General features: G+C 50.4%; 11 protein-coding genes and 1 tRNA gene. 7 read left to right on the top strand and 5 right to left on the bottom strand.

Features of this window, described 5'->3' with window-relative positions; all coding sequences use genetic code 11:
• Positions 1-85 precede the first annotated feature (85 nt).
• The 3 genes from LKK83_RS17520 to rsmA form a co-directional block, all read right to left on the bottom strand.
• Positions 86-457, bottom strand: a complete 372-nt coding sequence (locus tag LKK83_RS17520) for a DUF3082 domain-containing protein (RefSeq protein WP_324632546.1) — start codon at positions 455-457, stop codon at positions 86-88.
• 76 nt (positions 458-533) lie between these two features.
• On the bottom strand, positions 534-1,487 hold the full coding sequence (gene ispE / locus LKK83_RS17515; RefSeq protein WP_324632547.1) for a 4-(cytidine 5'-diphospho)-2-C-methyl-D-erythritol kinase: 954 nt from the start codon (positions 1,485-1,487) through the stop codon (positions 534-536).
• A gap of 16 nt (positions 1,488-1,503) precedes the next feature.
• Positions 1,504-2,340: a 16S rRNA (adenine(1518)-N(6)/adenine(1519)-N(6))-dimethyltransferase RsmA gene (gene rsmA / locus LKK83_RS17510; RefSeq protein ID WP_324632545.1), complete on the bottom strand. Its 837-nt coding sequence runs from the start codon at positions 2,338-2,340 to the stop codon at positions 1,504-1,506.
• A gap of 426 nt (positions 2,341-2,766) precedes the next feature.
• Between rsmA and LKK83_RS17505 the strand changes: the two genes are divergently transcribed.
• Positions 2,767-3,264 carry a rhodanese-like domain-containing protein gene (locus LKK83_RS17505; RefSeq protein ID WP_324632544.1) on the top strand — a complete coding sequence of 166 codons (498 nt, stop codon included), beginning with the start codon at positions 2,767-2,769 and terminating at the stop codon, positions 3,262-3,264.
• 118 nt (positions 3,265-3,382) lie between these two features.
• On the opposite strand, the gene LKK83_RS17500 is transcribed toward LKK83_RS17505, so the two are convergent.
• Both LKK83_RS17500 and LKK83_RS17495 read right to left on the bottom strand, forming a co-directional pair.
• A complete protein-coding gene (locus LKK83_RS17500) occupies positions 3,383-4,294 on the bottom strand; it encodes a hypothetical protein (protein ID WP_324632543.1) in 912 nt (303 codons plus the stop codon).
• A 275-nt stretch (positions 4,295-4,569) separates the two neighbouring features.
• Positions 4,570-6,729, bottom strand: a complete 2,160-nt coding sequence (locus LKK83_RS17495; RefSeq protein WP_324632541.1) for an NACHT domain-containing protein — start codon at positions 6,727-6,729, stop codon at positions 4,570-4,572.
• Between the two features lie 229 nt (positions 6,730-6,958).
• On the opposite strand from LKK83_RS17495, the gene LKK83_RS17490 reads away from it, so the two are divergent.
• The 6 genes from LKK83_RS17490 (at position 6,959) to LKK83_RS17465 (ending at position 11,814) form a co-directional block, all read left to right on the top strand.
• A complete protein-coding gene (locus LKK83_RS17490) occupies positions 6,959-7,621 on the top strand; it encodes a TIGR00266 family protein (RefSeq protein WP_324632540.1) in 663 nt (220 codons plus the stop codon).
• Positions 7,622-7,658: 37 nt separating this feature from the next.
• Entirely contained in the window at positions 7,659-8,351 is a 693-nt protein-coding gene (locus tag LKK83_RS17485) for a TIGR00266 family protein (protein WP_324632539.1), read from the top strand.
• Between the two features lie 36 nt (positions 8,352-8,387).
• Positions 8,388-9,089 carry a TIGR00266 family protein gene (locus LKK83_RS17480; protein WP_324632538.1) on the top strand — a complete coding sequence of 234 codons (702 nt, stop codon included), beginning with the start codon at positions 8,388-8,390 and terminating at the stop codon, positions 9,087-9,089.
• Positions 9,090-9,264: 175 nt separating this feature from the next.
• Positions 9,265-9,337 (top strand) — tRNA-Met (locus LKK83_RS17475).
• A gap of 367 nt (positions 9,338-9,704) precedes the next feature.
• A complete protein-coding gene (locus tag LKK83_RS17470) occupies positions 9,705-10,712 on the top strand; it encodes a hypothetical protein (protein WP_324632536.1) in 1,008 nt (335 codons plus the stop codon).
• Positions 10,713-10,749: 37 nt separating this feature from the next.
• Complete coding sequence (locus LKK83_RS17465) at positions 10,750-11,814, top strand: SLOG family protein (RefSeq protein WP_324632535.1); 1,065 nt, start codon at positions 10,750-10,752, stop codon at positions 11,812-11,814.
• Positions 11,815-11,880: the final 66 nt, after the last annotated feature.

Raw genomic sequence — 11,880 nt, 5'->3', positions numbered from 1 at the left:
AACCCAGATCTCAAAGGTCTCGGCCCAGAAGCCCGCGCCGTACCGCCTAAGCGGTCGGCGTCGGGAGTACGTCACCGGTTATCCTTCATCCTTCATCCACCCGTTCTTGTAATTCTGATTTGGGTTTGTTGGTCAATCTTTGGAAAATCAGTTGAATTCCCAGACAAAATAACCCAAAGGCGGCAAAGGCAAAGACGAAGGTGCCTAGGGTGGTGATGCCGGTGACTAAGGTCCGCACGGCGATGGAAATATTCACCGCTGTGGGATTGGTGGAATGAATGGGTTTGCTGGCAAAGGTTTCGGCAATGGAAGCGGTGAGCAACATGCAGGCTCTTGCGATCGCCGCCGCGACTCCAGAACCAAAAAAGCACCGCCAGATGGGGGGTTCGCTTTGGGATGATGTGGGTGGGGCTGGGCTTTTGCTGGATTGATTGTCTGTGGAGTTGTGATGAGTCATGGTTTGCAGGTGGAAATTCTATCTGCTACGGTTTACAACTGAAAGGGTAGGAGAATTGCAAAGGGGAATCGATCGCCTAGGGGACTTGCGATGCCAGTTGAATGCCGGTATTGATAAACTTGGCGACCCATAAGTCTAGATTCGGATCGGCGATCGCAGCTTTGACTTTTTCCCGCGCTTGTTCTGCTTTCTGCCGCGAATGGGCGATCGCAAATACGCTCGGACCGGACCCGGACATCATGGTTCCCAAGATATCGCACTCTTCAAAGGCTTCGCGCAGTTTCAATACCTGCGGATAGGCGGGCAATACCACTTTTTCTAAATCGTTGTGCAGCAGTTGGGCAATTTTTTCGCCGTCGCCTTGGGCGATCGCGCTTAACATGGATCCGGAGTGAACTCGCTTGCGCCGCCCTTCTAAATCTTTCGCTTCCGAGATGTAGGTACTGCCAAATTGTTGCCGATAGGTTTGATAGGCCCAAGGGGTGGATACGGCTAAATCCCGATATTTTGCCAACACTAGATGCAAACTATCTACATCGGGCAAGGGTTCTAAGTCGCTTCCCCGCCCGGTGGCGAGGGCGGTTCCCCCAGCGATGCAAAAGGGCACGTCGGATCCAATTTCGCTGGCTAAATCTTGCAATTCGGGCTGGGTTAATCCCAGTTTCCACAACAGGTTGAGTCCCACCAGCACTGCTGCCGCATCGGTGGATCCCCCCGCCAAGCCGGCAGCTATGGGAATCTGTTTGTCTAGGGTAATATCTGCACCGCCATAGCGATCGAATACACTGGGGAACCGGTCTTGCATCAGTTTGGCGGCGCGATAGGCAAGGTTGGTTTCATTGGTGGGCACTTGCGGGTTGTCGCAATGGATGCGAAACCCTTGAATGCTATTGGGGGCAATCTGTAGGCGATCGGCTAAATCGATACTTTGCAACACCATTGCCAGTTCGTGGTAGCCATCGGGGCGATCGCCGATAATTTCTAAATAGAGATTTATTTTTGCCGGGGCAATCAACGAGTAAGAACGCATGGTCATTCATCTCAGTTCACAACGGTAATTTGTGGCTGGTTAACAAATTACTCAAGGCGACCCAATCTCTAACGCTGAGGTCTTCGGCGCGCGATTGAGGGTTAATCTCTAATTGTTCCAGAAACTGGCTCAAGCGATCGCGATCGACGATCGCTTTTAAGTTATTTCGCAACATTTTGCGCTTGTTGGCAAACCCCACTTTCACCAAACTCTCTAACTGGCGCGGATCTTCGGCAGGGGTTTCCACCCTCCGAGGACGCAAGCGCACTACCGCAGATTCTACCTTCGGCGGCGGGTAAAATGCTTTGGCCGGTACTGGGCAAATATACTCGCATTCGGCTAAATACTGCACTCGCACCGATAGCGCCCCAAATGCTTTCGACCCCGGATCCGCTACTAACCGTTCCCCCACTTCTTTTTGCAACAGCAGCACGATCGCTTCATACGGATTCTGTGCCGGTTGGCCGATCTTTCCGAGCAGTTTTTCTAAAATCGGACCGGTAATATTATACGGAATATTGGCGACGACTTTATTCGGATGCTGAAATTTCTCATCCGCTTGCGCCAATTCTGCTGCGATATTCAATGATAGGACATCTCGTTCTAAAAGTAAAAAATTATCGGTTTTCTCGTATTTTTGCCGCAGTTTTTGGCACAGATCTCGGTCGATTTCTACGGCAATCACCGACTGGGCGAAGGTTAATAATTGCTGGGTGAGGATGCCGGTTCCCGGTCCAATCTCGAGGATGCGATCGCGCGGGGATATCTGCCCTGCACTGAGAATCTGGTTTAATACTTTCTCGCTTCGCAACCAATGTTGGGCAAATCGTTTTCTCGGATAAGATGATGGCACGATCCAGTTCTGACCTCTTGTTCGTTTCAGGGGTTCGGCTTTCAATTTTACTCCTAAAACCAGCACAATCTTGTTTTCTGGCTTGCTTTCGCGGTTGCAGGGTCGCAAAATCGGGAACTCCAGGGGGATCCTGTGGCGCGATCGCCCCCTGGATTCACCGCCTGGGCGATCGCCTCCCCCCATGATTCTCCCTTCTCAATTCTCTATTTCTCCTTCCTCGCCGCCTGCCCCATCTGAGCATCTATCCACAGAAAGAAACCGTTCTCTATCTAGGGCAATATTTTTGCCTCTTCCCCCAGTTCTATAAAACCCGGGTAGCCAAACTTACCGGGCATGGAAATCAAATATTCTACCCAAAGGAAGATGTATGGGGGCGGTGGAATTTACTAAACTTTACATAATGTGAAGTTAGGATTTTAGTTTATCATGGCTAACGTTTCAGACAATATTGCTCAGGCAAAAGAAAATATGCCGGATATCACCCCGACGCCGCCGAGTTTAAAACCTCAAGTGAGTCCGCAGGACTTGAAAGGGCGTCTGGAGTGGGGCGAACCCGGTTTGACGATTATGGACGTGCGATCGCGCGAGGCGTTCAACTACGAGCGCATTACCGGTGCGATTCCGATGCCGATGGATAGTCTGCCTTCTTCTCCCGACAACAGCAACTTAGAAGCGCGCCGCGATATCTACGTTTATGGCGACAGCGACCAAGAAACGGCTCAAGCGGCAAATCGCCTGCGCGATGCTGGGTTTATCAACGTTGCTGAAGTCAAAGGCGCTTTACCGGCATGGAAAGCGATCGGCGGTCCGACGGAAGGTATCGTCTCGATGGAAGGGCCTGCCGGTCCGAGTTCCCTGAAGAAGAGCGAAACCAATGTTGCCGCTCGTTTAGATGAAAAAGCGGAATTAGCATCTAAAAAATAATATCATGTTTTAGCGCAAATCGGGGATAACTTCCCCTGTTTGCCAACCAACAGATTTTTGGTCGGGGTCACCACGGTGTGCCCCGACGTTTTTTGCACGACTGTTCCCCAATTCCCTTTCACCCTTGATTCAGGGTTTGCCAAGTTTTGGCTAAACGGCGAGCAATCTCTCTGGCGATCGCCTCACTGTTCCAATAATAAAGATGTGCCAGGGGATTCCAACTGGTTAAAACACTGCCCACATTCACCGACTTGTCTGCTGTTACCGCTTTCTCGTATTCCGGACTAATCGGTTTTAACGGATAAGCAATAACATCCGAGTCATCGTAAAAATTAATCCATTCCCCGAATAAACCGGGATAATACTGCTGCAAATCCGCCGCCGGCACGCGAATGGGGCGGTCGAATTTTTGGTGCAAGCTCCATAGGGCTAAGGGACTCCCTAGAGTATAGAATAACTGTAAAGTTTCTCCCAGTTCTAAAGCCGTATCTCCGATTTCGCTCTTCACCAATTCGGGGATTACCCCCTGCTTGTCTGCGCTGTTTCTGAATTGCTGCAAATCGTAAAAGTAATTACTGGCAATCACCGAACCGAGGCTGTGAGAGATGACGCATAACGGCGCTTTGCTGCCGGCTTTTTGGGCTAAATTTTTCAACCCTTGGGAAAATTGGCGATGAATGCGATCGTAGAGGGTTCTATCTTTCTGCGAGGTGATTTGATAGGCAACGGTATCCCCGAGAAAGGCAACGAAAAAGAATCGCAGTTGGCCATAGTTGAGGGATTCGGAATTAATTTTTTCCCAGAGTTGGTCTTGTTCTTCTTGCACCAAATTCGCCCAGTAAATCGGCTCGATCGCCAGACGCGATCGCGCTTCGGATTCGTCAATCTCTAATTCGGCGGCAAAGTTCGCGAGAATCCCCTGGATCGTGGGTTGGAAAAAAGTCGGTTCCTGACTGATTCCACTGTCAAAATTGTTATCCGCCACGCCAATGCCATGAATCATGGCAACCGCTAGTTTTTGCTGTGACATTTTACATTCCGATTGTTTAGGTTTTACCTCAAGGGTGGGTAATTGATGATGAGATAAAATTATAGCAAATTGAGTATGATGCCCGCCAAAAAAGCCCCGCCTCAGAGAAAGGTGGGGTGAGAGGAGCAACGATCGCGCCGGTTCCGAGATACTATAGAACCGAGGGACAACGCAAGGCTCGCGAGGGGAATGTGCGAATCTCGATCGCGTGCCATCACCCTAACATAGGGATCGCACCGATGGAGGGGAGGGGAGGGGAGGCGCGATCGCCTTTCTTACTCGCTCAAGCGATCGCGCAGCATGTCGTGGAGAAAGCGATATCGCCCGCCGACTCGTTGCAAAAACAGCCGTTCTGCGGCATAATTGAGAAACTTAGTATAATCCCAGGGCGTTTCGCCATCGCGCCAGAGAATCAGTCGCACGGTTAAATGCTGCATCCAGGGGATACCGACGATCGCCCCGGCGATCGCGCCAAAAATCGGCAGCACGGCGGCAATAAAAAACAGCACCGACAGCCCATACATCACCCAGCCCTCTTGGGCGTAAATATGGGAAATCAGCGCCCCGATCGCCTGAAAACCGAGCAATCCCAGCAGGGCAAACAGGAGAGAACCCACCGCCGATCGCCACAGTCGTTCGTGCGAGACGGTTGTCAGATTCACATCCGGCACTTTTAACGCCACCAACCCGGCAGCACTTAACGCAATTATCCCAAAAAATATCCCATAAATCTTCCAAGCTTCCCCGCCATAAATTGCGGCGAAAACTACACTATACACCAAAAAATAACTCACCACAATGCCCACGGGATAGATTAAATCCTTTCCCTTCGCGGGTAAGCGAATGGGGGGCAATTCTGAAATCGAAAATGCGGTTAGATTTGCCCTCGTCATGGTGGTGGCCAGCCAGCGCAACCAATAGCGGGTATGCTCTGCATTGGGCGGTTGTCCGCGCCTGCCATAGGCGCGGGAAGGAAGATCCCGGGTCAATTGGCGGCGAATGTAGGCATTAAACAGATAAACGATGCGCTCTTCGCGGGAGGTGAGTCGCTTCCAAGAATGAATTAAAATTTCCTCATAAGCTAAAGTCATTAAATTTAACAGCAGCGGCGTTTTAGCTAATTTTAATAACCCCGGATTGCTTTGTAAATCTTCCCACAATTCCCGACTGCGAGACGAGCGCAAATACTCCTCAACTTGGGACACCGTGAGGGGTTGCAAGCCGATCGCGGCATATAAATGCAGGCGAGACTTGCGACGCTGGTAAGTATCCATGCGCGAACACAATACCAACGGCAGCGATCGCCCATCTTGCCCCCGCGCCCGCGAAATCGTCTCCAAACATTGCTCCTGTCGGTCTTCTGGGATTTCATCCAACCCATCGAGCAACGGTAACAAGCGATCGCTCGCCACCCATTTCCGGACTAACACTCTGCTCGCCCCATATTTCCAGCTCACTTCCCTCACTAACCAACTGCTGAAGTGGCGATCGCTTCTCCAGCTTTTCAAGTCCAACACCACCGGCATCGGGGCAGTTTCATCCCCCACCGCGCGATCGCACAGATCCTCCGCCAATTCCAGCAACGTGGAGGTTTTCCCCGCCCCCGCTGCCCCCAAAATCAACACAATCCCGCCAATCCTCGCCACCCGCAGGGTCTGAGCCTCAGTATCCACCCGCGCCCCCACCGCATTCAGCGCCTCTACCCCGCCCGGGGCCTTCGCCCGCCGTTCAAGTACCTGCAAAATCCGTTCCTCTTTCTCCACCGACTGCTTCGGATGCTTGCCAATTTTCACCTCCACTTCCCAAATCCGAGGCATTTCCCCCGGGGATTCCTCTCGCGCCAGATATTCGCGCACCGCATAATGGAGAGACTGTCGCGATCGGGCGCTGACTTCTCGCTTCACCGCCTGCAGCAATCCCTCGCGGTTCTTGCATGGCTGCTGTTTCGAGAGCTGCCACCGTTGCAGTACAATCGTCCCGGTGGGCAACGCCGTGCCCAAGATAAATAAAAACATCGCCAAATAGCCCGCCGTGGGGTAAAAATCCGGGGATACCGAATCATTTTGCAATAAAAAATACAGCAGCACGCTGGTTCCCAGGAATAGCACCGGGCACAGCCAAAAGCCAAACGCCGGGAAAGGCAAACGGGCCACTAATGGGCCGATGCGACGATCCGCCAAGACAAATCCGCTTCTGCTACGATCGGGAAAACTGGCGCTGTGGGCATTGGGGGAGCAGTCCCAGTGCTGGGCGATCGCGGAAGGCTCCAATAACGAGGCGCTCAATCCAAATAACAGGGCGCAACCCCCCGTCAGGACCAACAGCAAGATCCAGTCATCCCGCGTGGGCGTTGCTAGGGCGGCGACCCCGGCGCAGAATACGCCATTCACAGTGATGCTTAGCAGCAACCACAGCGCTGCAGAGAGTGTCGTCATCGGAAGTTTAGGCATAGTAGAGGCTGGGGGTGGACTTTTACAATCATAAATTTACCGTCTCGCCGTCAATTTCTGGCACTCAACATTGCCCCCTTGCTCCCTGCGCCGGGGTGATTTCCGCTCCCTCTGGCGCTTTATTGGTTTTTCCTGAACAAATCCGCGCGATCGCCGCAAACTTTGCCAAACTCGTCGATATCAATGCACCGTTGTTCGCAGGAGACCCCGACTCGTGGAATACGATATCCGTTATAAACCCTCCTTTGCCACCATTTTCGTCACCCTCAGCCCCGGAGAACGCATCACCGCCGAAGCCGGTGCCATGATAAGTATGGACTCTCGCCTGTCGATGAAATCTCGCGTTTCTGGGAATATCTTTGGCGCTTGGTTGCGTAGTACCTTTGGCGGGGAATCTCTGTTCGTGAATGAATTTAAAAATGACACCGCCCAACCCCTAACTCTGGTACTCTCGCAAGCGACAATTGGCGATATCGCCGGGGTGGAATTAACAAATTCGGCCATTTGCTTTCAACCCGGGGCCTATATCGCCCATACCCCCGGAATACAATTGGGCCTGCGATGGGCGGGATTCACCAGTGGTTTCGCCGGGGAAGGATTCTTTAAACTGAAACTCAGCGGCACGGGACGAGTGTTTTTTGGTGCCTATGGCGGCTTGACGAAAAAAATTATGGATGGCGATTTGATTGTGGATAATGGCCATTTAGTTGCCTATTCTCCCAGCATTAAAATGGGTCTGCGGTTCTCTGGCGGATTGTTGGCTTCCATGACCTCACAAGAAGGATTGGTGAATCGCCTACAAGGTCGCGGGGAGGTGTATTTGCAGTCGCGCTCTTTGGATGGTTTGGTGAGCTTTTTGCGATCGAAAGTGCGCTAGGAATTTTGTTGGTAAATTTTTAGAGGATAAAAAGAGGATGGAAATTACAATTTTAAAGCAACCAGAAAGCGCGATCGCCCAGGTTCAACTCGATGCGGGGGAGGAAATTATCGCCGAAGCCGGGGCGATGATTTCTATGAGCGCCAATTTCCAAACCAACACCACCCTGAGAAAAGGCAAGGGCGGGGGCATGTTGGGCGGTTTGAAGCGCAGTTTGGCGGGAGAGTCTTTATTTTTAAGCCAATTTCGCGCCCTCGGAAGCCCGGGAGAAATCTTTCTCGCTCCGCAAATTTTAGGGGATATTTTTCATTATTCGATGGGCAGTAACGGCTTGGTGGTTCAGGCGAAATCTTACCTGGCAAGTAGTACGGGGGTAGAGGTAGAGTTGGGATTTCAAGGGTTTAAATCCCTGTTTTCGGGAGAAAATATGTTTTGGCTGGATGTGGGGGGAATGGGAGAGTTGTTGTTAAATTCGTTTGGGGCTATTTATGAAGTGCCGGTGAATGGGGAGTATATTGTGGATACCGGGCATATTGTGGCGTTTGAAAAAAGCCTGAATTTTGACGTGATGAAACCGCCGGGAAGTAGCTGGCTGAGTGCTTGGTTGGGTGGCGAAGGCTTGGTTTGTCGGTTTAAAGGGGTGGGGCGGCTGTTTTGCCAAACCCACAATGCTGAGGCGTTTGGCCGCTTGGTAGGCGGGCAATTACCGCCGAGACAAAGTAATGCGTAGGTGATGGGTTTGCAGGTTGAAAATTTGAGGGAAATTATGAGTGGTGAAATTGCTTTTGAAATCGAACATTCTCCGGCTTATGCGTCTTTGCGGCTGCAGTTGCAACCGAATCAATCGGTGTTAATCGAGTCGGGAGCAATGGCGGCGATGGATTCTGGAATTCAGATGAAATCGCGCATGCAGGGTGGAATGATGCAAGGACTCGGGCGGATGATGAGTGGCGAGTCGTTGTTTATTAGCGAGTTTACGGCACAAGGAAAAGGAGGGGAGATTTTTGTCTCCCCTGCAGTTCCCGGGGATATCGAGCATTATTCCTTGCAGGGGAATGGTTTGCGGATTCAGTCTAGTGGGTTTTTGGCATCGAGTCCCACGGTGGCGATCGAGACGGGGTTCGAAGGGGGTCGCGGCTTTTTTAGCGGCGAGGGTTTGTTTTTGGTCAGGGCCACGGGCGAGGGGGATTTGTGGTTTAATTCCTATGGCGCGATCGTGGAAATTCCCGTGTCGGGCGAGTATGTGGTGGATACCGGCTATATTGTGGCGTTTGAGGAGAGTTTGAATTATTCGGTGGAGAATATTGGCGGATTGTCCTTTCGCGGATTGGCAACCGGCGTGTTTGGCGGCGAAGGATTGGTCTGTCGCTTTCAGGGAACCGGGCGCTTGTGGGTGCAGTCTCGCTCTTTGCTCGGTTTGCTCAATTTTTTCCAACCCTTTCGCCCGGTGAGCAGTTCAAACAATTAGCACCCGCAAAAAAAAGCACTGGGGAAACCCCCTGCTTCCGAGGCTTTGCTCGGAACGCAACCCCTGGAGGCGAAAAGCCTTGCCAGATAAGGGTTTGGGGAATTTTCAAAAAAATTTTGCTAAAGGGGTTTACAAACTGGAAAAATTTGCTATGATAGTAAAGGTGCAAAACCAAGGCTCAGTAGCTCAGTGGTTAGAGCAGGGGACTCATAAGCCCAAGGTCGCAGGTTCAAATCCCGCCTGAGCCATTCACTACATAAGGGTGTCAGCCCTTTATTATTTGCAAGCAACCGCGTTCAAGAGAAGCAATCGACAGAATGCGGGATGCAGCGTTATGCTACCATATGTGACGCTGAAATTTAGGGTAAAGATTAGGGAAGCCTTCAACCGGGCAGAGGTGGAGCGTGAAAAGCGATTCTGAGTGGCTTAAGCAAATCAACGCCGAACTGAAAGCAGTTCGAGCTGGAGTAACTGTGCGACAAAAAGGCGATCGCCTCACTCTCCGAGGGACTTTCCCCCCCAAACCCAACAGCACCATAAAGACCTCATCAACAAGACCTAAAACTGGGCATCTATGCCAATCCAGCAGGTTTCCGTCGAGCCGCTGCTGAAGCAATGCGTGTTGGTGGTCTCTTAGCTTGCAAACAATTTACTTGGTCGGAATGGTTGGAACCTGAACCTGACACGTCTGCCATCCCTATATCCGATTGGTTGGAACGTTTCGAGCAAGACTATTTCAACAAACGCGCCAGGACACCCAAGACCGAAACCAGTTTCAGAGACTATCTCAAAGCCTGGGAATTATTCAGCGATCGCCACCAACCTCTGACCAAAGATTCGATATTGGCTGCGGTCATTAAGTCTGACCCAGATTCAAGGGCTAGGAAACGCGCCTGTATTGCGCTCGGGGCATTGGCTAAATTTGCCAGTATTGAGATTGACCTCAAACCCTATCAAGGAAAATACTCACCCTACAGTGCCATTGAAGAAAAAGAACTACCCAGTGATGAGTTGATTGTCCAGTGGCGCGATCGCAATATACCTCGAACATTTCCAGTTCGCAATGTAGGAACAGAACCAGCACCATTGATGGAAATGCTTGAACAATCAGATTATTTACTTTTGGCAACCAATGGAACAGAAAGAAGAACCCAATTTGCTAAAAATTATTTTGATGGTCTAGGAAAACCAATTTGGGAAGTTTTGATTCCCGATGAACGAACTGATGAGGGTGAACCTGCTGATAGTCCAGAGCCTCCCAACACTGAACCACCACCGCAACCCGATTCAGACCGACGTCCAAACTCAGTTGGCAACTGTCGCATCACCAATATTCGTGATACTGGCGATGATGGTCTATCTTCAACAAGTTGGCATAATAATGATTTCACTCGGGTCTATATCGGTAGAGGAGGCAGTCAGGGAATTGCGCGATCGCCCCTGCACAATCCATATCCCATTTCCGAAAGCACAACTAGAGAACAATCAATTCATAAATTCAAAAGATACTCATGGCCTCTGATTCGGGATGAAATCTCTCCTTTCTATCCAGCAATCCGCAACGTTGCCTCCCTACTGGCTCAAGGACATGATAGAATTGGTTTGTCATTGCGCCCCCCGTGAGTGCCATGGGGACGTTATTCATCGAGCAGCTCTCTGGATGATTGAAAATAATCGCGTTCCCAACCAACCTGATGCCCCCGTTACCAGCGATGGCCGCCTTCATCTCGGCATGGCAGGACTTAGCAATCTGGTTGGATTGACTCCTCGAATGAAACTGGAAATAGAAACGTTACTCGTCAACCGGCATCGTGAATGGTATTTGAGACTCAATGGTGTACCTACTCGCAATCCAGTGGTTCATATTCGTGGCTCTGGGACTGGATTTGACCGATTGGTTGCTCGATACCTAATTCGCGATGGTTATAAAGATGTTGTCATTCATGGTGATAGCCTTCCCAGTGAATTGCCCAGCAACCTTCCCTGGATAATAAGCGATAAGCCTTTAACTGACAATCTCGATTATCTATTCGTTCATTGGGATGAGGAGACAGAAGAAATTGAAGATTTGATTCAGGAATTTAATCAACCTGATAAAACATTGATTGCTTATGTTCGAAAACCGAAAGTTAATTTGCCAGACCCCATTCCTGATTTAGAAGACCCAAAACGATTTGAAAAATATGGGAGAGAGGTGCGGCCTGGTTCTTATGTAGCGGTCATTGGTTCTAGAGAATTTCGCCGTGCTTCATGGGCTAAACAAGCGATCGCTCAATTCATTAATGCTCTTCCCAATGATTGTATCGTTGTTTCTGGTGGTGCCAAAGGAGCCGATACCTATGCCGCTGATGAAGCTAGAGCCAGAGGATTGCAAGTTATCGTTCATCCGGCTCATTGGGTTCAACGTCCCGACCGACTTCCAAATGGACAGATTGACCCCAATTGGAAACCTATTCTTATGCCTCCTGACCGCAGTCCTGAAGATACCAACGAAAGAGCTAATGCGGGAACTGAACGAAATAAAGTCATCGTTGATGAATGCAATTGCCTCTATGCGTTCTCTATCAAAAATATGTCAAGCGCAACCAAAGATGCTTTCCAGTATGCTGCTTTAAAAGAGAAATCTAATCTGGAAATGCTATTTGAGGAAGGTGCTGAAAAACGCTCATCTAATTATGTTGAACGTGCCCCGTTTAATTTATTTTACTTTGATGCTGGACAGTGAAAAGTTCTCTATGACCCCGAGAGTGTCGCTCTATGACCTCAAAAAAATGGACCGGCATAAAACCAG

Origin of the sequence: Phormidium sp. CCY1219 (genome assembly GCF_035615515.1) — a bacterium.
In the GTDB taxonomy this organism is placed as follows: Bacteria; Cyanobacteriota; Cyanobacteriia; order Cyanobacteriales; family Laspinemataceae; genus CCY1219.
Note: the sequence above shows the minus strand (reverse complement) of the source record. Positions and strands in the feature narration are given on the sequence as shown.

Excerpts from the sequence above, each read along its gene's own strand:
- LKK83_RS17520 (WP_324632546.1), bottom strand. The coding sequence starts at position 457 with ATGACTCATCACAACTCCACAGACAATCAATCCAGCAAAAGCCCAGCC.
- ispE (WP_324632547.1), bottom strand. The coding sequence starts at position 1,487 with ATGCGTTCTTACTCGTTGATTGCCCCGGCAAAAATAAATCTCTATTTA.
- LKK83_RS17505 (WP_324632544.1), top strand. The coding sequence starts at position 2,767 with ATGGCTAACGTTTCAGACAATATTGCTCAGGCAAAAGAAAATATGCCG.
- LKK83_RS17500 (WP_324632543.1), bottom strand. The coding sequence starts at position 4,294 with ATGTCACAGCAAAAACTAGCGGTTGCCATGATTCATGGCATTGGCGTG.
- LKK83_RS17495 (WP_324632541.1), bottom strand. The coding sequence starts at position 6,729 with ATGACGACACTCTCTGCAGCGCTGTGGTTGCTGCTAAGCATCACTGTG.
- LKK83_RS17485 (WP_324632539.1), top strand. The coding sequence starts at position 7,659 with ATGGAAATTACAATTTTAAAGCAACCAGAAAGCGCGATCGCCCAGGTT.
- LKK83_RS17480 (WP_324632538.1), top strand. The coding sequence starts at position 8,388 with ATGAGTGGTGAAATTGCTTTTGAAATCGAACATTCTCCGGCTTATGCG.
- LKK83_RS17470 (WP_324632536.1), top strand. The coding sequence starts at position 9,705 with ATGCGTGTTGGTGGTCTCTTAGCTTGCAAACAATTTACTTGGTCGGAA.
- LKK83_RS17465 (WP_324632535.1), top strand. The coding sequence starts at position 10,750 with ATGATTGAAAATAATCGCGTTCCCAACCAACCTGATGCCCCCGTTACC.